The organism is Thalassoglobus sp. JC818 (assembly GCF_040717535.1).
In the GTDB taxonomy this organism is placed as follows: Bacteria; Planctomycetota; Planctomycetia; order Planctomycetales; family Planctomycetaceae; genus Thalassoglobus.
This window is the reverse complement of sequence record NZ_JBFEFI010000004.1, coordinates 377,540-398,292: the sequence shown is the minus strand read 5'-3', so window position 1 is coordinate 398,292 and position 20,753 is coordinate 377,540. Positions and strand designations below refer to the sequence as shown.

The 20,753-nt window shown below is 52.7% G+C and carries 18 protein-coding genes; 10 read left to right on the top strand and 8 right to left on the bottom strand.

The annotated features are described in order from the left end of the window. Positions 1-255 precede the first annotated feature (255 nt). Together AB1L42_RS12605 and AB1L42_RS12600 are read right to left on the bottom strand one after the other, a co-directional pair. Positions 256-3,069, bottom strand: coding sequence for an ABC transporter permease (locus AB1L42_RS12605; protein ID WP_367055709.1), 2,814 nt, complete (start codon positions 3,067-3,069; stop codon positions 256-258). Then, a complete protein-coding gene (locus AB1L42_RS12600) occupies positions 3,069-3,839 on the bottom strand; it encodes an ABC transporter ATP-binding protein (protein ID WP_367056653.1) in 771 nt (256 codons plus the stop codon). The genes AB1L42_RS12605 and AB1L42_RS12600 overlap by 1 nt, the downstream gene beginning before the upstream one ends. 431 nt (positions 3,840-4,270) lie before the next feature. Between AB1L42_RS12600 and AB1L42_RS12595 the strand changes: the two genes are divergently transcribed. Together AB1L42_RS12595 and AB1L42_RS12590 are read left to right on the top strand one after the other, a co-directional pair. After that, complete coding sequence (locus tag AB1L42_RS12595; RefSeq protein ID WP_367055706.1) at positions 4,271-4,963, top strand: hypothetical protein; 693 nt, start codon at positions 4,271-4,273, stop codon at positions 4,961-4,963. 375 nt (positions 4,964-5,338) lie between these two features. Next, entirely contained in the window at positions 5,339-6,391 is a 1,053-nt protein-coding gene (locus AB1L42_RS12590) for a hypothetical protein (RefSeq protein WP_367055703.1), read from the top strand. 106 nt (positions 6,392-6,497) lie between these two features. On the opposite strand, the gene AB1L42_RS12585 is transcribed toward AB1L42_RS12590, so the two are convergent. From AB1L42_RS12585 to AB1L42_RS12565, 5 genes are all read right to left on the bottom strand, one after another. Beyond that, the gene (locus AB1L42_RS12585) at positions 6,498-7,091 is read right to left on the bottom strand and encodes a hypothetical protein (protein ID WP_367055700.1); all 594 of its coding nucleotides are present in this window, start codon (positions 7,089-7,091) and stop codon (positions 6,498-6,500) included. Positions 7,092-7,398: 307 nt separating this feature from the next. Further along, positions 7,399-8,409, bottom strand: coding sequence for a hypothetical protein (locus AB1L42_RS12580; RefSeq protein WP_367055696.1), 1,011 nt, complete (start codon positions 8,407-8,409; stop codon positions 7,399-7,401). Between the two features lie 406 nt (positions 8,410-8,815). Next, a complete protein-coding gene (locus AB1L42_RS12575; RefSeq protein WP_367055693.1) occupies positions 8,816-9,985 on the bottom strand; it encodes a hypothetical protein in 1,170 nt (389 codons plus the stop codon). 336 nt (positions 9,986-10,321) lie between these two features. Next, complete coding sequence (gene mog / locus AB1L42_RS12570; RefSeq protein WP_367055690.1) at positions 10,322-10,858, bottom strand: molybdopterin adenylyltransferase; 537 nt, start codon at positions 10,856-10,858, stop codon at positions 10,322-10,324. Positions 10,859-11,020: 162 nt separating this feature from the next. Beyond that, the gene (locus tag AB1L42_RS12565) at positions 11,021-11,869 is read right to left on the bottom strand and encodes a tetratricopeptide repeat protein (protein WP_367055687.1); all 849 of its coding nucleotides are present in this window, start codon (positions 11,867-11,869) and stop codon (positions 11,021-11,023) included. Between the two features lie 312 nt (positions 11,870-12,181). Here AB1L42_RS12565 and AB1L42_RS12560 point away from each other — a divergent pair, with 312 nt between their 5' ends. From AB1L42_RS12560 to ald, 8 genes are all read left to right on the top strand, one after another. Then, a complete protein-coding gene (locus AB1L42_RS12560; protein WP_367055684.1) occupies positions 12,182-13,411 on the top strand; it encodes a Glu/Leu/Phe/Val dehydrogenase dimerization domain-containing protein in 1,230 nt (409 codons plus the stop codon). A 50-nt stretch (positions 13,412-13,461) separates the two neighbouring features. Next, on the top strand, positions 13,462-13,998 hold the full coding sequence (locus AB1L42_RS12555) for a cyclic nucleotide-binding domain-containing protein (RefSeq protein WP_367055681.1): 537 nt from the start codon (positions 13,462-13,464) through the stop codon (positions 13,996-13,998). A 490-nt stretch (positions 13,999-14,488) separates the two neighbouring features. Beyond that, positions 14,489-14,986 carry a hypothetical protein gene (locus tag AB1L42_RS12550; RefSeq protein WP_367055678.1) on the top strand — a complete coding sequence of 166 codons (498 nt, stop codon included), beginning with the start codon at positions 14,489-14,491 and terminating at the stop codon, positions 14,984-14,986. After that, positions 14,983-15,711, top strand: coding sequence for a hypothetical protein (locus AB1L42_RS12545; RefSeq protein ID WP_367055675.1), 729 nt, complete (start codon positions 14,983-14,985; stop codon positions 15,709-15,711). The genes AB1L42_RS12550 and AB1L42_RS12545 overlap by 4 nt, the downstream gene beginning before the upstream one ends. Before the next feature lie 89 nt (positions 15,712-15,800). Further along, positions 15,801-16,775, top strand: coding sequence for a DUF1559 domain-containing protein (locus AB1L42_RS12540; RefSeq protein ID WP_367055672.1), 975 nt, complete (start codon positions 15,801-15,803; stop codon positions 16,773-16,775). Between the two features lie 401 nt (positions 16,776-17,176). Next, positions 17,177-17,902 carry an RraA family protein gene (locus tag AB1L42_RS12535; protein ID WP_367055669.1) on the top strand — a complete coding sequence of 242 codons (726 nt, stop codon included), beginning with the start codon at positions 17,177-17,179 and terminating at the stop codon, positions 17,900-17,902. A 63-nt stretch (positions 17,903-17,965) separates the two neighbouring features. Continuing rightward, on the top strand, positions 17,966-18,097 hold the full coding sequence (locus AB1L42_RS12530) for a hypothetical protein (RefSeq protein WP_367055666.1): 132 nt from the start codon (positions 17,966-17,968) through the stop codon (positions 18,095-18,097). A 97-nt stretch (positions 18,098-18,194) separates the two neighbouring features. Further along, a complete protein-coding gene (gene ald, locus AB1L42_RS12525; protein ID WP_367056650.1) occupies positions 18,195-19,304 on the top strand; it encodes an alanine dehydrogenase in 1,110 nt (369 codons plus the stop codon). A 140-nt stretch (positions 19,305-19,444) separates the two neighbouring features. Here ald and AB1L42_RS12520 read toward each other — a convergent pair whose 3' ends face one another. After that, on the bottom strand, positions 19,445-20,710 hold the full coding sequence (locus AB1L42_RS12520) for a PP2C family serine/threonine-protein phosphatase (protein ID WP_367055663.1): 1,266 nt from the start codon (positions 20,708-20,710) through the stop codon (positions 19,445-19,447). Positions 20,711-20,753 lie beyond the last annotated feature (43 nt).

Genomic DNA, 20,753 nt, shown 5'->3' with positions numbered 1-20,753 from the left:
ACGCTGACAAGATCGCGTCGCGGTGGGCACTCAGTGTTCGAGATAGCGACAATTCTGGACGCGGCAGCTCTTGCTTCCTGTGGCGGATTGATATGCATTCGATTGTCACTCGGGTGCCAGGTTATGAGGTTTGGTCATTCGATCGCAGCTGCAAAGTTATATTAGAGCATTTTGTATACTTTGGGGGCACGAGCAAGCACAGCCTCTTAACTTGTGAAACATCGCAAGCGAGTGTACGGGAAAGAGCAACTTGCTCTAGAACGAGCTACGACTCGCTTGTAAGAGAGCGAGAGGACGGGTTTTTCCAATCGAGTAGGCTGGCCAGAGTGCGCTGAGGGTTGCCAGTAATATCAATCCGATCAATCCAATCGAGATTGCATCCCAGGGGATCATTAAATCGGGTTGCATACCGCCGAAGAAACTCATGTACTGTGCCATCCCGCAGCCGCACCATCCGCTCATGACTCCAAATCCCACACTCAGCAAACAAGCCACGACGCCGATCAGAATTCCTTCTGCGAGGACGGTTCGAATTACAGTGGAACTGGTGATTCCGATGCCGCGCAACACTCCGAACTCCCAACGCCGGGCGCGTACTGAGGCAAGAAAAACGTTCAACACACCGATGCTTGCAATGAGTGATGCGATGAGAGGAACTTGGCTGATGACCCAGATCCATCTGCGAGCAGCTCCCCGCGTCGTTTCCCGGATTCGGTCGACGGGAATCACGCGAACGTCTGACTCCGCAGCTGCTTGTGGATGTTCTTCAGCGGTCTGAGAAGCAGACAGGTAGACTTCTGCAGCTTGTTCTCGCACTTTCTCGATGTCGACATCATTCGATGAAAAATCAAACCAGGCGTGCGAGGGATTGGTGATGCTGAAGTCTTCTGCGACTCGGTCATAATTCGCGAACACAAGCGCAGCTGCGCGGTGTGTTCGTGTTCGTAGTCCGGTCAGCTTTGTCTGCCAATGCCACCCCGGAAGTTTAACCGCTCCAGCGATTTCATAAGTCACGACCTGATCGGCATTCTCGGGAGGGACAATCGAGAATGTGTCGCCGAGCTTCAATCCGGTTTCTCGAAGGAAGTGGTCGGGGACGATGCAAGCACGCCCGGACGCCATTTTCTCCACAGCTTCCGACGGTGTCCCAGCGACCCAGTCGAATTGGAAGAAGGGATGCTCTCCGGAGAAAGCGCGAGATGCGTCGATACCGACGATGACGATGTTATCCTGACGAATCACTGAGGCTCGTTCGGCACTGTTGGTGAGATCCTCCTGCATTCGAGGTTGTTCAACAACGATTGGATAAATACGTTGACGATCGATTCCGGGAATCACCGAGACCGCATCAACTTTGTTCATCGGAAGGCCGTCGCTGCCAAATTGAATGAGCGCATCAGGCGCCCACAAACCGGGGATGAAGCCCTCCAGCATTGTAAAACCCCAGACCTGAATCCCGATAAACAGCCCCACACCGACCGCGAGAGAAATTGCTGCGCCAACTGTTCGCCAGAGGTGACTCGTGATTTGACACGTCAATAGCTTTGGGTCGATGCGAAGCAAGCGTGCTAAAACGGGGCTTCCCCACCGGTCGACCGTTGCGACCACTGCAGGCGCTATAAGAATGAAGCCGATCGCCATGCAGGTAAATCCGATGCCCAGAAACAGTGGGATTCCAGCTTCGAAGGGCGGAGGGACGAGAAACGTCAACACGGGATTCACCGCAATCAGTGCCAATCCGATCATAAATCCGGTTCGCGAAAAACTTTCTCCTCCAGAATTTTCAATCGCTGGTGCCATGGCATCAATTGGCTTCACTCGAGTGGCGCGATAGGCGGGAATGATTGAAGCAATAAACGCGCCACCGGAAGTCGCTACCATTCCCAGAATGATGCTGTGCCTGCCCAGTAGCGTTCCATGATCGAGCATCTGCGCAGCCGCCTGTCCTACGATAAGCAAGATCAGCCAACTCAATCCCAGGCCTGTCAGAAATCCGAGGCCTCCCAGAAAGAAGCCTTCAATCGCAATCAACTGCCCAATTTGCAAGCGAGTGAAAGAAAGTGATCGCAAGATTGCGTAATGCCGAATTCGCTCTGTCACTCCCATGCTGAGCGTACATAAAACGACGAGCATGGCGACGAGCATTGCAACGCCCGTCGCTGCGAAAGATTGAAGACGAACATTCGAAGCTGCCGCACTCTGGTCCAGTGCCTCCTCGACTTCAAAAGCCTGTTGGAATTGAACCGGTGTCGAATAGCTGGCTAATTTCGGAGCCCATCCAAACCGGAACTCGTTAATGTCGACACCGTCTTTCAGAGAGAGCGCGATCAAGCTAATTTTCGGAGAGTCGGAGAAGGGCAGGATTCCGTCGGCAGTCTTCACGAAGACTTCACCCTTGCTCGGTGCCAGAATGGGAAGTGCGGAATCTCCAGCCCCTGTAAGTTTCGGGGCATCAAGAATTCCGATGACCTTTAACACGTGGCTGTCGTTTTCCCAGTCGATGACTAAATCGTCGCCAAGGTTGATACCCATGCGTTCGGCTGTTTCTGTGCGGACAACAGCCTGAGGAACTGTCGATTCCCCTTGCTGTAACCACTCGCCTTCAACCATGTCAAAGGGAGGCTCGGGTGCATCGGTCATCATTAACAAACTTCCAGGCAGCATACCCGGTGGCCCGACTGCAGGACCACCATTAAATTCCTGTGGAGGTCCTCCTTCTGCTTCAGATCCTGGAACCATCTGTGGTTGAAGGATCGATTGATGCGAAAGAATATTAACTCTAATAGCCCACATCGGGTCGGCAGTTAATACGCTGGGTGCATTCCTCAAGTCTTGCAGCACTTCGGGCGGAACGAACCGATCTTCGCTTGTCTCGATCGAGGCGATCGCCAGTTCGTACCGTCCCATGGAGAGGTTTGCGTAGTCGTCGAACGTCTTCGCGAGGGCGTCGTATCCACTCGCCACCCAGATCACCAGGCACGTTGCTGCTGCAGTTGCCAGCACGGTTAGGCCGACGCGGACAGGTGATTCCCATAGAAAAGACCAGGCGAGACGTAACACCTTCACCATTAGACGGCCTCCATAGGACGACGCAGAAGTCCCTGATATTGGTTCGCGACTTCTTGCGGATCCCGCGAGACACAGGGTGTGAACTCAGCGACGTTAACACCGTCTCGCATGACCACAACCCGGTCCGCCCACATCGCGACGTTGGGTTCGTGAGTGACTGCGACGATGGTTCGTCCTTGCTCGCGAGACAGTTCGTACAACAACTGGCAGATTTGCTGGCCCGCATCATAGTCAAGGCTGCCCGTCGGTTCGTCCGCTAGCAAGAAGGCAGGGTCGCAAACGAGAGCTCTCGCGATTGCCACACGTTGCTGTTCTCCACCAGAGAGTGCTCCAGGTTTGTGAGATCGGCGCGAAGCAATCTTCAGCCGCTGCATCAGTTCGTCGATTCTCTCGTTGACTGCATTTCCCGAGGGAGCGGGAAGACGAATATTGTCTTCAGCAGTGAGATTCGGCAGCAGGTTGAATGCTTGAAAAACCAGTCCGATTTGTTCGCCACGGAACTTTGTCAGTTGCACATCATTCAACTCGGAAAGGTCCTGACCGTTGATCACAACTCGACCGGCATCCACGTCCGTCAGGCCTGCCATCGCGTGAAGCAGTGTGCTCTTACCTGAGCCCGATGCACCCATGATGACGATAAATTCGCCAGGCAATGCGAATAATTCGACACCCTTCAGGGCAGGGACGATGGTTTCACGAAGGCGAAAGTCTTTACGGACCCCCTCGACGATTAGAGGATGCGTCAGCACTGGCGAAGAATTCATAGTCAGAGTTTTCTAATAGCAGTCGACAAAAAACGAAAAACGTGCCACAACACTGTGTTTGTATTGGGACGCCGCTTCGGATCTCTTCTTCTCGATTGCTCTACGATGGGCCTGTTGAGAACTCAATGGTCAGAGTTCTCGCGTGGGGAAACATTGAGGGCGATCACTGAATGTTCCAGAGTGCAAAAATAAAGCCTTCAAGTGCTGAATTCCGGACATTTCGGTCCAAGGGCAGGCTCCATCGGGCAATTCCTTTGAGCGAACTGAAACACTGATCAGTGCAACACAGGGCATCTCAAAACTGTGACTTTCCTCACAAGGACAGTTACACTGAAGTGCATCGAACGAAGCTCGGCCCGCAATGCCGTCTTCAGAACAGGCAGACTGCTGCGATGGGTGTGTGCTTTGAGACGCTTCATCTCAGGGTAAGGAAAAGAATGACGACACCGCTCACCGACAAGGAACTGGACCATCTTCTGGGTTTCATCGGATACGGTTCACTCTCCGCCTCATCCTGGTTTATCGGAATGGAAGAGGGCGGTGGAGGTGAGGAGAATCTGAGAACGCGGTTGCAGTTTCAAGCTGTCGAGGATTGTAAGGCGGCACACGAAAAACTCGGGGTCACTCGCTTTCATGGCGACAGGCCGCGGATTCAGTCCACATGGGGAAAGATGGCTCGGGTCATGTTGCGTCTCAAGGGAGAGACGCCAACGCGCGAGGCGACTCGGCGCTACCAGGCAGAACAACTTGGCCGATCACACGGTGAAACATTGCTCGCAGAGCTTATGCCCATTCCCAAGCCAAACATTCGGCAGTGGTCTTACGATGATTTAATTCCACAGTTCTCCTCGCGAGACGACTATTATGCTGCGGTCATGCCAGGACGAATTAAATTTTTACGAGCGTTGTTTAACTCTCACCAACCGCGACTTGTGATTGCTTACGGGAAAAAGTACTGGCCAAGCTTCAAGCAGCTCTTCCCTGTCGAAAAGTACTCACGCGAAGACGGGTTTGAATGTGCCAGGTCGGATCGAACTCTGTTCGTGCTCTGCGATCATTTTGCAGCCCGTTCAATGAACGGTAGACTGGAACCGCTTGTTCAATTGGTTGGCTCACAACTTGGTGAGTAACCAGAGACGTTTGTTGTCTGTCAGGTCAGTTCCGTGGTCTTCTGACGTTCGGTCAATGTCTGGAATCGAATTGGTCGTGGATTGCTGAAGTAACATCGTGTTCCGTAACTTGTCGACTTTCGGAGTCTTCAGTATCTCGGGAGTAGAAGTGCAAAGGGAGTGTTGGACTAGCAAGCATAGGCACCCGTTCCGGTCAGCTTAAAGTCAAACTGAAATGTCGGGAAACTGTATAAAATATCCGGAAATATTCTTTCTGAAATGATCCGTTCAAGAGGGGATTGCAGATTGTGCCGGCGAAAAGATGGATTAGAGTTTCAAGGCGAATTGTTGTAAGCATTCGGTCTCGATAGTGTCATCCGAAATAGGGTCTCCTGCATGTCCGCGATTCCTCCCACCGTCACAACGTTGAGAGCTTTTCTGTCGGCGACGACTCCTTCTAACATTTTCAAACGAGGGCGAGGGAAAAAGCTTTCGCAAATCGATACATGCCTGAAAGCGTGGGAGACGGGAGGCAGAACGATTCCGCAGCTGGTGCAGTTAGTTCGTGCCTGTCGTGCCTGGTTGGCTGCGAAATCGGATTCAATGTCCTCAAGAAGAGTTTCACGTCGACAGCATGTGAAAAAACTCGCCAACGAAGCTTTCGCTCGACTGCAATACGATATCTTCCAAAAACGGAAAGCTGACAACGCTTACAATGGCAGCCTCCAGTCGATGGGCGGTCACTATCAGCACGAGCGCATCACTTATATTCACTCAGGCAAGCAACATGCGATTTCCGGATCAACAGCTTCGATGATCATGAATTCGGGAAGGCAGATGCAGTCGCCGACCATCAATCATCATCTTGATTCACTGGGTGCTCTGACGATTGACCAGCTGACGACACAGCAGTTCGAGAATCTCGTTCGGACCTGTGCTCCCAACTGCGGCGAGCCTCTTGAAGTTTACTTCATGAAGAAACAGGAGCGCCTCACGAAATTGATTGTGATCGAAGACGGAACCCTCTACAGCAGTCCGACTAAGAAGTACGACACAGGAGGGCATCCCTTTGCTTATGCGATCGATCAGTATGGGAATCTCTTTTCAGTGGACCACAACAGATTCGACGCAACTCTCGATCCAACAGCGCAGCGTTTCAATCATTCCAGCTTCAATGCAGGTAAAGATGTCATCTGTGCAGGTGTCTTGATCGTCAATCAGGGACGGCTCAAATACATCGACAATAATAGCGGGCATTACAAGCCTGATAAAATTCAGATTCTGAACGCACTACGTTTTCTTCGAGAGTGCGGCGTTGATTTGTTCGCCAGCGTGAAAGTCGGCGTGAAGGAAATGGATCAAGGGCGGCTTGTGATGAAAGAATACAACAATGCCGCCGCTTTCCTTCAGAATTCACGAATTCGTCCCGACACAGTGACGCAGATTTAGTGTGCTTCAAACTCGGGTAGTTGTTAGTCGAGAGTATGACTTGTCGTAGCGAGAAACTTCGTTCAGGAGTTGAAGTGTTAGGGAAGCTCAACTCGCTGATAGATGACTATAGCTTGTTAAAGAATCGTTGAACTCGTTTGCGGTCCTTGTCAGTTGCTCCTGCAACATCCGTGGTTGAGTAGTGGTTCAGGATCTTGATTCGGTTGGACTTCAACCAATGGCGAATGATCGGAATCCATTCCGGATGTCCGCTTGCTTTGTACATTTCACAGCTTGCTTCATAGACAACGTCGATGTCTGCCATGAAGTCGCCGCGTGGGAGGTGTCTTGGTAGCTCGCCGGAATAGTAACTGTGATCAACCTGCTCTAAAGCCACGCAGAGTCCTTCGTTCGTGTGGATTCCCAGGTGCTTCATTAAACGATCTTCGAGAAGGTGGTGTGACTCCACAGTCGTCGGGCCAGTTTTCCTTCTTTTCCCGGTGACTTTGCAGTCATTGAGGTACTTTTTGAGTTGTGGATGAATTCCGATCACGTCGCCGTTGGGAAAGATTCGGACCAGCGGATACTTCACTTTGTCGGGAGCGATTGTGTTTTGAGGAGGGAGACGCTTGAATCGTTTGTCGCCTCGCTTACCCAACTCGTTGAGCTCACGATAGACAGGGCGAAATGCCTCACGGACGAGAATTGTTTTGCCAGCCACGTGCCCACTCCCGACTTGTTTGCAGATTCTCACAATCTGTGCTCATGTCCTCAATTCTAAACGAACCGTCGAACGAAATGAAAACAAATCTGTCGTCAGGGAGTGATGCAGCGTCGCTGGAAGTTTGACTCACTATGCAACCGGCAATTCGTCTGCTCCAGACAATGGACCAGAGTGGGAGTTGGACCACGTTTTGAGGCTTTGAATGTTTCATCGAGTGGGGTGATCGTTGATGAAGTCGCAATCCCCATCTATACACGATTGCGTCATGCGATCGAACGATCACTCGTTGAAACGCCAACTCCCGTTATGGTCCGTGCAGCATGTTCTTGAAGTCTTTCATGATTTTAATTGCCGCAGTACTGGGCTTGGTGTCTGGTCGTCCTGCGAAGTGTTCGCGGACGCGTACGTCGAGATCCAGTCGCCCTTTGACGACACAATCGCTCCGCCCGTTGATGAATTGGGAGCCCTGCGCCCGGCTGATAATCGGGATCATCGTGATTTCATCGTTCGTGAACACTTTGACTGGCCGTTCTTCGAACGTCTTCGGCTCAATCACGACGATGCTGATGTCCGTGACTTCCGGATCCTGTCTCGCTCGCAGCTGATTCTTCATCCTTGCGAGCATCGCTGGCAATTCGGTCGTCGTGAAGACTGAAGTATCCCGCAGGCCGCAACGAACGACAGAGGTGACATGACCCCGGGCCGCTTTGCCGAGCTCAGCGGATGCGCGAGTGATGTAGTTGGCGAAGTTCGGTTCCCATTCGAATCGACCATTCAGGTAACGCACGAGTGTCGTCGCTTCGAGTTGTCCGTAGATCTCTGCTCCCATCTGAGTATTCCACTGATCGACAAGCTTGGCGAGTTTGCACTCGTCAATCCCGTTCCAGAAAATGCTTCCGTTATTGGGCGTGCTGGGATCGAATTCTGCGACGACTAGATCGAGAGCTTCATCGGCAAAGCGAAAGTTTCCGTTGTTATCGAGAAGCTCTCGTTGGTACCGAGTGGCGACTGTCTGCTTCACATTCTGACTGCCGGGCGTTCGCACATTCACCAGATGATGGCCCGCCGCACGATCCTTTCTCTGCGCTCCGGCCAGCATCAGCCATCGCATGTGCACAGCGTTTCTGATTTCCACATTGAAGCGATGTTTGGTGAGTTCTTGTTCATACCGGCGATGAAACATCCGGTTCTGAGAAATACGTCGAAGCCACTGCCGATCAGTTTCGGTCGAGCTGAGTTTGGGAAACGCGTTCAGCAGCGTGAGGTACATCGGAAACGGGATGCGGCTGCCGTGGAGATAGTGCGGATTCGACATGCTTGTCACTTTTCGTCGTTGACTTTGAAAATTTCGTTCACGCAAAAACCGTGAATCAAACCAGGACACTCACTTGAGCGCGAAACGAACGAACTTGTGACAAGAACTTTTTGAAAAAGAAGAACGGGTAAACTGAATCGAAACATCTCACGCACCGGTTGCAACATAGCGTTGACCACCGGTGATTCACCGGTGACTAATTTCGACATCAGAAATCGTCTATCCGTAGAAACGAATATTGAGACACGGCGGAGCGGCAAGCCATACCGGACTCGGCCATTTAGAAGTGCGGTTTAGCCACCGGTGAGTCACCGGTGGCCAACTGTCATGAGCTCACTCTGGTCCTTCCGGAGCGGGCTCTTTGGCTTCGAAGAATTGTCCGTGCTGATCGGGTTATTGGATCGCTTTAGAAGGATCGGACTTTGGGGAAGCGGTAGCTGTTGGAGTCGGCGTGACTGGAGATCCCGTCTCCGGTCGGAACAAAAGCATTCCGCGACAGGGCAGCCTGTGGGCGGGGTGCTTCGATCGACCGAGGACGGGATTCCCCAGCGTCCCCACGAGCATTAGTCTTTTGTGAGTAATCGGTTTGTGTGTTCTGATTGGCCGAAGCTTCTTCGTTTCGCTCGGCTGTGCGGCTGACAGTGACAGCTTCAAGTTGTGGGTTCGATGAAGCTGTTCGCAGTTCGCGGTTGAACATCGGAAGCGGTTGTGGCGCATCGGGAGTCTGCGAGCGAATCACCATCTCGGCAGGTTCTCCCAGGTCAGCTGTGACGTTCGGTGCTGAATTGGCGGCCAGCTGTTGGCCATCGGGAATCTGGAATTCCGGGCTGCCGGCTAGAACCCAGCCGGTCCACTCTTCTTCGAGCTGTCCGACTGTCCGGTGGCCGTAGTGCTTGGCGATGGCTGTTTCCCAGTTGCTGTTGTGAGCGTCTTCGAGGAACTGCAGGAAAATCGCCCGGCCGTTGGTGCCCTTCTGAGAGACGAGGAAGTCTGCGAGTGAATAGCCTTCCGCGTAGAGCGTTAAGACTTCGTGCATGTCTTCGGGGTATTCTCGAATCGTCAGCAGTTTCGGGAGCGGGATGCGTCGATGAGTGCGGATTACCTGATCGAGCAGTCTTGACTGGCGAGCCCGTTCTGAATCGTGTTCGACGAGAGTGGCTGCTCCTTCGTCGGCCCAGCGAGGGAGTGGTCGACGGAAGTAGCTTGCGAAGATCGTGTGGTTGACTTCGTGCGGGATTACCGAATCGAGAATTCTCTCGAGCGTGCCCTGAACTTTCATGTTCCAACCGAAAACTTCGCCGTTGTCGAAGGTGAAAGTTGTGGAACCCCCGGCTCCGATCTGACCGACTTTCACGCTGATTGGACAAGGACGATACCAGTTTGGCAGTTCTTGACCGAGCCACATCACAGCGAGATCTTTCCGCCAGATTTCAGCGCACTTAGCGACTTTGGAGGCGATCTCGTCAGTGGGAGCAGTGACAACAAAGTTCCGTGACTTTGCCGTGGCCCCTGAGGCAATCTGTGGAAAGAGAGTCAGCACGAGGCAAAAAATGCCCGTCCGGAGCTTCGCATCCATGCGTCAAACCGTTGAAAAAGGATTGGGATCGGGGGAGAAGGAAAGGGGTGTCGCGAGTTCCATGCGACTGATGAGTGTGAGAAAAGCAAGTGTCGGGCCAATCGATTCTCAAAACTGGCGAAACCTGCCGGATTCGCTCTCAACTCCAGATTTGACTGGAGATTTCCCCGCCGCAATTTCGTGGTCGCGAATGAAAATCAGAGATTGGAAGAGCTCTCTGTTGCAATTGTTGCAATCGTGTGAAGATTTGAATGAACGATTTTCAGCGAGCCGCCGTTTCGCAAAATGGTCTTGCTTTTTATCGCGAAACGTGCGGTCCACAGTCAGGCGTTTCGGTCACTTCTTCTTGGGGCGAAATGCGACGATATGTTCCTCGTTGGTTTCGAGGAATGGCCCCTCGATGAGATCGATGCAGTAGGGAATGGCGGGCATGACTGCATCTAAGCATTCTTTGATCGCTTTCGGCTGGCCGGGGAGATTGACGATCAGGCTTTTCCCACGCACTCCAGCAGTTTGGCGGGACAGAATGGCTGTCGGCACAGCTTTCAGGGACTCTTGTCGCATCAGCTCTCCGAAGCCGGGAAGGATCTTCTGACACACAGCTTCGGTCGCTTCCGGAGTGATGTCACGAAGTGCGGGACCGGTGCCTCCTGTCGTGACAATCAGGCAGCAGCCTTCGTCGTCTGACAGTCTCTTGAGTTCCGATTCGACGACATCCTGTTCGTCGGGAATGATGACTGCGACAGCTTCCCAAGATGATGAAAGAACCGTTTCGAAATACTGCTTGAGTGCGGGGCCGCCACGATCTTCGTATTCGCCGCGGCTGGCTCGGTCAGAGACGGTGACGATTCCGATTTTGGCTGGGCTACTCATGATTCGAACAGACGTTAAATGTTGAGTGGATCAGAGAGAAGAGTGGTGCAGATCTCTGGTCTGCAACCGGGAGAATGTGAATCGCCAGAGTCAGTTGAGTAGGGCAGCGATTCGATGATGACAGCGGTTGTGGATTGATCGTTTTCCGAAGGATTGTAATGCCTACAAGTTCCGGAGTGCTTTCTTCGCCCGGCTTCTCCAGAAGAGGTTTTTGCGAGCAATCGCTTTCGGGCTGGAATCGATATCGACGATCATGCCGCGAAGATGAGTACGAGCTTCGTCTTTGTCACCTGCTTGTTGGCAGAGTTTGGCGAGCAGAAACATCGCTTCCGGGTGTCTCCACTTTTGAATGTGCTTCTCAAGTTGAATTCGGGCTGCTTCGTTTTCGTTCAGGGCGAGGAGAGATTTTCCGTAAAGCAATGAGACATCACCGAATTTGTAAGTTGGGTCTGCTTCGAGAACTTTTTGCAGCTTTTCCTTGGCGTCCGCAAACTTGCCGAGTTGAAACTCCATGGAAGCGGCACCCCACAAAGCGGCCAGATTGTTGCCGTCTTTCTTGAGAGCGCCCTGAAATGCTTCGTTAGCTTTTTCAGTCATTCCAACTTTTCGAAGAGCTTCACCGTATTGAATGAACTGATGCGCATTCCCAATCTGAAGTGCAGCTGTCTCGAGCTGTCTCAACTCGCGGCTTTTGGTCCATCGATGCGTGAATGAGGGAAGCTGAACGTTGCTGCTGGGGAGCCATCGCACGATGAAATAGAGAATCGCTCCGACCGGTTGGAGCACGAGCATCACGAACAGCCAGACGTAGCGGTCCGGATCGTATTTCAGGCTGTAAAACACCATCCACAGAAGGAATGGAATATAAAGCCAGCTTCCCCAACCGACGACCAAGAACCAGAAAGAGTCAAAGAAGCTCGGTTCGTAAACGGGCGGAACAGGATATTCGGGGACCGGAGCCCCATTGGTTGGCTCGAAACCATTAATAAATGCGATCAGTGTCGAGCTCATTCGCAGGGAATCTTTCGTGCTGGAACGTCGAACGGTCAAGAATATTGTTTCATAGCGCAGCGAGAAATGCATCTTTGCCACTGGACCTTTTCACATCCGGGCTGATGATTGCAAGTGTGATTTGTTCCAAACATTTGATTTGGTCGCCGACGCGGAACTCGAGTGGAAAGTCTGCTAGGCCAAATTTTGCTGGTGAACTATGCTGCATTCATGCAATGCTTCTGCACGGATTCTCATTCAGCAATTGAGGCTGCGTGAGTCGCGAGAAGTTTTGAGATTCCCCAAGCATGCACTCAGAACTTTGGAATTCGAATGAGTTCATACGAAAACGCTGAACGGTACTTCAATCAGGCAGCCCAGGTGATGGGATTGTCTGACAATATGAGTAAATTGCTCAAGACTCCAGAGCGTGAAATTAAAGTGCAGATTGCTCTGGAGATGGATGATGGGCAAATCGGAACGTTCATCGGCTTTCGAATTCAGCACGATCGCGCACGCGGGCCAATGAAAGGGGGCTTGCGTTACCACCCGGAAGTCGACGCCGGAGAAGTCCTGGCTTTGGCTTCTTTGATGACGTGGAAGACGGCCGTCGTCAACATTCCCTATGGAGGCGCGAAGGGGGGCATTGCTGTTGACCCGTCGAAGCTTTCGCATCGGGAACTGGAAACGATCACGCGAAAATTTGTCGACGAGATTCACGACATCTTTGGCCCCGATACAGACATCCCCGCTCCGGACATGGGAACCAACGCGCAGATCATGGCGTGGATCATGAATCAGTATCAGAAGTTTCACGGATTCAATCCCGCCTGCGTTACAGGCAAACCCGTTGAGCTGCACGGAGCAGACGGACGAGAAGAAGCGACCGGTCGAGGTGTGGCAATTGTGACCCGTGAGGCGCTCCTGAAAATGGATCGCGACGTGAAAGGGGCTCGCATCGCGATTCAAGGGTTCGGAAACGTGGGAAGTTTTGCTGCGAGCATTTTGCATGAAATGGGTGCGGTTATTGTTGCTGTCTCAGACGCGTTCGGAGCGATTCAAAATGTCGAAGGACTAAACGTTCGCGAACTTCTGACCTATGTCGCCGAGAACAAACGAGTCAGCGGATTCCCCGGAGCGGAGGAGATGGACAACGCCGAGTTACTGGCGGCCGATGTTGATGTTCTTATTCCTGCTGCGATTGGCGGAACGCTGACGAGAGAGAATGCGGAGGACGTCCGAGCGAAACTGATCGTTGAAGCAGCGAACAGCCCAACGACTCCCGATGCCGATCAGATCTTCGCGAAGAGAGAAATCCTGGTCATCCCGGACATCCTGGCAAACGCTGGAGGTGTGACGGTCAGCTATTTCGAATGGGTCCAGAATCGGCAACACTTCAAATGGGAAATCGAAGAAGTTCGGGATCGTCTGGAAAAGATTATGGTTGGCAGCTTTAATCGAGTGTGGAATGTTGCCACCGAGAAGAAAGTGTCATTGCGTGTCGGAGCGTATGTTCTCGGAATTGGCCGAGTGGGACGCGCGACTGTTTTGGGAGGGATTTGATTTGATGGTCAACTCTGCCCGGAAGCAATTCAATCAATGAGGAGTTTGTCATGTCGGTTCAGTCGATTCGCGATTTCCGTTCAGCTCTTGAGAAGTCACAGATTTTGGAAGGCCTCACCCCCGACGAGTTGAAGGCTCTCGGTGATGTCGTCAGATATGAAGAGTTCAGCGAGGGCGCTGAGATTCTTACCGAAGGGAAGGTCTACCAGGGCTTGTGGGTTCTTCTGAAGGGAAAGTGCGAAGTCGTGAAGTGCAACGATTCGTGCAGCGTGCTCGCGACGTTTGAGCCAGGAAGCGTCTTCGGCGAGATGTCATTCTTCGAGACAGCTCCGCATTCGGCGACGGTCAAATGTTGTGAGCCATCGATTGCTTTGTGTTTGACTAAGGAGCAGTACGAGTTCGCCCGGAAAGGACTTCCGGAAGTCACCGAGAAGATCGCGGTGAACCTCGTTCGAATCCTGTCGAGTCGACTCCGAAAAATGGACGAGTGGACCTGCGAACTCGTCAATGCAGACACGAATCAGAACCGTCATCAGGAATGGCATGAGTTCCGGTCGCGGCTCTACTCAGACATTTACGACGCATAGGATTCGTTTCCGAACTCTCATTTTAAGATCACTCATCAACAGCGGTCTCCATTGATTGTCACTCGAATGTATTCAGCGAGATTCACAATTGAGAAACATGAGTGCCTGTTGATGTGAATTTTCCGTTGAGATTGATGTTTCTCTGACATTGTGAGAGGTTTCTGATCGCCGTAGACTCTAGAAATATAGAGTTTCTAGAGTCGGTCCTAAAACTCTTCGCGAATCGATGACAATCTTCGGACAGAGCACGATTCTTAGATTTTGGGGTCAGTTCTAGGTCATTCCCCAACAGCACCTGCTACGGCCTCGTTGCGCTATGTCGTCGTCAGTACTCAGTTTGAATCCGCAACTGGTCAATAATTCAAGATTTCGGTTGCGGCTCTTCGGTTCGTCCGAAACACATGTCGGCGAGTCTGCACTCTCCGACTCGCTCAGTGTGCAAGAAGGTGCGATTCTTGTCATCGCTGGGATGATGGTAGCCACAGCTTCGATGTTCATCGAGTTGAATTTGAAGGTGCCCGGTCACGCGATTTTACGCTCCGTTTTTCCGATGCTGTGCGGTCTCTCGCTGGTGCCTCGAAACGGGGCCGGATCACTGATGTCAGCAGTGGCACTTGTTTTCGTTGGTGGTTTCTATGTGGGAGGAGTCCTACGCGGCATGAGTTTCGGCGCACTGACCAGTCTCATGGCGATCGGTCCGGCACTCGATTTTGCGCTTAAAAGAACGAAGTCTCCCAAACAGGTATTCATCGGCTGTGCTCTGGCAGGGATGGCGGCGAATCTGCTGGCGCTGTTCGTACGCGGCGGCGCGAAACTCTCCGGGCTGGAAGCACTCGGGAAGAAGCCGTTTGAAATCTGGTTTGGCAGTGCAATCATCACTTATCCAATCTGCGGATTGGTAGCAGGACTCTTCAGCGCGCTGGTTTGGTTTTCATTACAACGGAAGAGCGATTTTGGCACTGACACTGCCGAGCGGGGCGAATCATGATCTTGATCGGAATTGACGACACAGACAACGCGGAATCACCAGGAACAAACCAACTCGCCAAAGCCATCGCGAAGGAAGTGGCTCGCGACTGGAAGTGCGAGCGAATTGTTCGCCACCAACTCTTGCAGGACGTTCAAATCCCGTGCACAACGCGGAATGGAGCCGCTTCCATCTTGTTGAGTCCTCGGTTTGGCCTCGATGAGCTTGAAAGCCAGATGCTCTCACTGATTCATCAAGTCCGTGAATTGATGAAGCGATCATTCGCGCAAGGGAGTGATCCGGGGATCTGTGTCACCTCGACGGAGAATGTGACAGAGTGTGTTAAACAATTCGGCTTTCGATGTCAGTTTGAAATCGTCTCGATGAACGAAGCGATCGAAGTCGCAGACAAATGTTCCATCCACCTCGAAGGCCTGGGCGGCACAAATGGCGGAATGATCGGAGCGCTGGCAGCTGTCGGCCTGGCAGCAACGGGGAACGATGGTCGCGTTGTGCAGATTGGTGAATGGATTGACGATTTGACCGGTACTCAGCCCATCGAGAACATTCTGTCTCGCGGCGTCCTGGTTCGAAACATTGATGACGACGAACCAATCTCAGACGGGACCGTAACGCTCGATAAGAAACTCCGCCCGAGCTTACGCGACAATCGAATCGTGTTGTTCGTTCAGAAACATCGCGTTGGAGAAGCGAGTTCGGGATACCAAGCCATTCGTTTTCAATAGGGCTCGATCGGAACGAGAGAGTCATCCGGCGATGACTCGCATGACCGAATCTTTTCTACTTTGGCTTTGACGTTGAACGACCAGCATTGATGTTACTCCGCACGAACTCCATCGCTTCACATCCAAAACGAAACACTGTCAAGGCCTTCACGTTGATCGAACTGCTCGTCGTGATTGCCATCATCGCAATTCTCATTGCACTGCTGCTGCCAGCGGTCCAGCAGGCTCGAGAAGCTGCCCGGCGGACTGCTTGTCGCAACAATCTCAAACAGATTTCACTGGCGCTACACAACTACATCAGCAGCCATCAGGTTTTTCCGTTTGGAGTTCTCGGACGTTCTGGCAGCGAGTCAAACAACGAGTTGCTCACCACCTGGCCGGTTAGCATTCTGAATGAAGTCGAACAGTCCGCCTTGTGGCAAGCCTACAATTTCAATGAGAGATTCAGCCACTCCAGCAACGCGGAAGTTGTCCGGCAACCCCTGTCTGTTTACCTGTGTCCGTCGCAACCACAGAGTCAGGTGATCGACGACCGTTACGGAAATTGCCACTACGCCGGGAACGCAGGCACCGAACCCGGAAGCGACGATGGCGTTCTCTATCCGCTCTCAAGCATTCGATTTCGTGATCTGACCGATGGGTCTTCGCAGACCATCATCGCAGGAGAAATCGGAGACGAGTTCGGAGGATGGGCTCGTGGTGCGATGAACTCTGGTTCAGGATCTGGTTCAGGATCTGGTGGTGGATCTGGTGGTGGATCTGGTGGTGGATCTGGTGGTGGATCTGGTGGTGGATCTGGTGGTGGCGGCGGGCAGGGGTTTGCTCGCGGTGTCTTACGATGGTGGAAAGCTTCACCTGGTTGTGCCGAGCCCGGTATGAATCCTCCACTCACAAACTGCTCCGATAGTGTGGAACGACGATTTCAATTCGCGAGCGCACACCCGGGAGGGGCTCACTTCGCGATCTGTGACGGAAGCGGACGTTTCATCAGCGAAAACATCGATCAAGAAGTTTTCCGCGGATTAGTGACTCGCAGCGGTCAGGAATTGATCGGCGAGTTCTAGAGCAAGTTGCTCTTTTCTGTGCACACAAAATCAGAAAATGCTCCAGGAGCTTTCCGTCCTTGGAATTCGTTCTCTGGATTCGATCTCACTCTTCGCTGGCGTCTTGCTTTAGACATGCGCAGCTTCGTCATTATGACGATCGACCGGGCGCATCGAAGTCAGCACGAGAACATCTTCACTGTTTGAATCTTCGCTTGGGTGGCGGAATGTTGGTCCAATCGAGATCATGGGACCGCTGTCCGCTGGTTGATAGACTCAAGCGTCAGCCATTCACTCTGATCGAGATGCAGCGCGTTGCTTGAACACAAATTGAGGAAGCATGTCGAAGCTGTCTGCTCGATTGAGGTGTTGAACACGAACTTTCATGACTGGTTCACTCTGAAGAAAAGAATTGAGAACAAATGTCTGAGCTCACTCCGGATACTCTCGCAGAACTCGCGAAGTACGATACGCCAACTGTTTGTAATGTGATTGAGTTGTTCGACGTGCGTCCGCGAAATCTCGGATACATGAATGATTCCATCCGAGCCTGTTTTCCGAAGCTTCCGCCGATGGTCGGATTTGCTCTCACGTCCACATTCCGGAGTCAGGCGCCTCCCAGATCCAGCGATGCATACGGCAGCCTCACGGATCAGGTTGAACTGTTCGCAAGCATGCCGGGACCACCAGTCATGGTCTTTCAGGATTTGGATGAGCCGACTGTTTCTGCCACGTTCGGCGAAGTGATGTGCACGATGTACAAGTCCTTCGGGTCAGCCGGATTGATCACTTCTGGAGCAGGGCGGGACCTCGATCAAGTTGAAGTGCTTGACTATCCCGTCTTCACAAACGGAACGATTTGCTCGCACGGATACTGCCACATTCCACAGATCAATGTCCCTGTAACCGTGGGCGGAGTGGCGATTCATCCGGGAGATTTGTTGCACGGAGATTTGAATGGAGTGACAACCATTCCAACCGAAATCGCCAGCGAAATCCCAGAAGCTTGCGTGGAGTTAATGCGGGCTGAGCAGATCGTGCTCGACTACTGTCGAAGTGAAAGTCCAACGCCGAAGAGACTCACCGAAGCACGTGCTGAATGCGTGGCTGTCATCAACAAGCTGGGAGCTCGTCTCCGCCGCAGTTAGTCACATCCAGCAGCGATGGATCGCCTTAACTGCATTATTCAATCCGTTTGACTGAGCAGTCGGATGGATGAATTCTTCGCACTCATTCCTCACGGAGAATTCGGTCGCTGTTTGCGCGCATCGTTAAGAGTAACCGCCGAAGATCGCGAAGCGGCACATGCGACACTTGACGAGCTTTCGATGATCGGTGAATGATTGAGACAGAGAGCGATTCGTTTGCAGCGTGAGTGATGATTGTTCACGCCTGTTTGTGAAGAGCGGTCGCAACGATACTCAAGGGGAGAAGAAAGACATGATTGTCGGAGTTCCACGAGAGGTGAAAGAGGATGAGTATCGTGTCGGGATGCTTCCTGTGGGAGTTGAGGAACTGACCAAAGCAGGACATCGCGTGTTAGTAGAGCGCGGAGCTGGTTTGGGAAGCGGAATTCCGGATGAGCAATATGCACTTCAGGGAGCGGAGATTGTCTCTGGTCCCGAAGCGATCTTTGGTGAAGCGGAACTGGTCGTCAAAGTTAAAGAGCCGATGCCTGACGAGTGGCCGCTCTTAAGACGCAACCAGATGTTGATGACCTACTTTCACTTCGCGGCCGATGAAGAACTGACGCGCGAAGTCCTGGATACCGGTGTCACCGCGATTGCCTATGAAACGTTGCGCGGCAAGCGTGGAGACCTTCCCTGTTTAACTCCCATGAGCGAAGTCGCAGGGCGGATGAGCATTCAGGAGGGAGCAAAATATCTCGAACGTCCTCAGGAAGGGAGAGGAATTCTTCTGGGAGGCGTGCCTGGTGTTTCCCCCGCACACATTCTGGTGTTGGGAGGAGGGATTGTCGGAAAGAATGCTGCACAAATCGCGTCCGGTTTTCAGGCGGATGTGGTCTTGATGGACATTGATGTCGATCGGCTTCGCTATCTCGATGACATCATGCCACCCAACGTCACAACACTCTTCTCGGATCGACACAACATTCGAGAGCAACTTCAACTCGCTGATCTCGTCATCGGGGCAGTTCTCATTCCGGGAGCGAAAGCCCCAAGCCTAGTGTCGGCATCCGACTTGAAGCTGATGAAAGCAGGTGCGGTCATCATTGATGTCTGCATCGATCAAGGAGGATGCGTGGAAACCAGTCGACCGACAACGCATTCCAATCCGACCTACGTAGAAGAAGATGTTGTTCACTACTGTGTGACAAACATGCCGGGAGCAGTCGGTCGGACGAGCACGTATGCGCTCTGTAACGTCACCTTCCCTTACGTGATGGAAATTGCGCACAATGGTCTTCAACAAGCATGTACGCGGATCGCTGGGATTCGAGAGGCAGTCAGCACTCATCTAGGCAAGCTGACAAGTCGACCGGTTGCTGAGACGTTCGGAATTGCGTACGAAGAATTTGAGCTTGAGTAGACCGTTCATGTGCGTTTTCCGCACTCACGTGATCTTGCTACAATCGATCTGAGGTCCGATTGCTCGTCAGAGCTTTTGGCGTGCGAACGAGTTCGAATTAACGACGTTAAGACGAATTCGTGAACCGGTTCGGGAGAGTTTCAAGACTTGGTGGGAGATGCTGGGTGAGGGTGCTCTTCCATCAGCGAGTCAATCGCCCGGCTGACGTGCCGGACTGCCTTTGCGTAGCGAAGTGATTCAGCCGCAGATTCCGCTGCTTGAATTGCCTGATCGTGCAGCTTCCAGTTGACGTTCCATCCGTCTTCGCGCGCAGCCCGTTGAAGATCTCGTGAGATTTCTGCCAACCTCTCAAACAGTCGTTTCGAATCGAGAGCGACAGCCGTTCGATGTGGTCGACCGGCATGTGACCGAAATTCGCTTTGCAGCTTTTGTCGTGTCTGCCGGAAGGAAGCAACGAGCAGTGCCAGCAGGGCGATCGACGAACACGCAGTGACGGCGATCCCGGCAATCATGCGTTGAATCGCCAGCAACGAAAGTCCTCCTGCCAGAAACATGGCGACGACCCAGAACCCGATGAGCCAAGCCCATCCGAGAGATTGCCGATCGTCAGGTTCTTCGGGGATGAATTCCGGTTCCACATTGGCGGGAAGTTCCCCGACGCGGGCGATGATCACTGTCGAGTTGTCGGGTCCGCCGCGGATATTCGCGAGGTGAACGAGCAGTTTGGCGGCACTCTCGGGAGAGAGTTCGCGGGCGATGGCTCCCATCTCTTCATCTGCGACGAGGTTCGACAGTCCGTCCGAGCAGAGCAGAAAAACGTCGTTTGGCAAAACGGGGTAGGGACCTTCCACGTCAACCTGAACGGTCGGTTCCGGCCCGAGCGATCGGGTGATGATGTTTTTGTGTTGGGCCAAGTCGACCGCTGAAGAAAACTTGTGGTGATTCCGCTCGAGTTCCCATTCGAGGCTGTGATCGAAGGTCAGTTGATCAATGCGATCTCGCCGAATGCGGTACGCCCGGCTGTCTCCGACGTGCGCAACGATGGCTCCCTGACGACTCAGTGTTAAGGCTGTGCACGTCGTTCCCATGTGGAGAAAGTCGGCATTCTGGGTGCCGCGAGCGTGAATCGCAGAATTTGCACTGAGCACGGCTTCGCGAAGCGTCGCCCGGACATCGCGATCATTCGATTTCAGAAACGTGTGCGGAATCGTATCGACAGCGATTCGGCTCGCGAGTTCTCCAACAGCGTGCCCGCCCATCCCGTCTGCAACGATGAACAGATGGCCATGGCGTCGCCATTCCGCTTCGGTGAGGCAAAGGTGGGTTGAATGGGAATCTTCATTGTTCTTGCGACGCAAGCCAATGTCAGTTTCCGTTCCGATGAATACGTTCTGTTCCCAGAACACGCACGCGGACCCTTCGTAAATAGTTGGCGTACTTCTGGCCCGT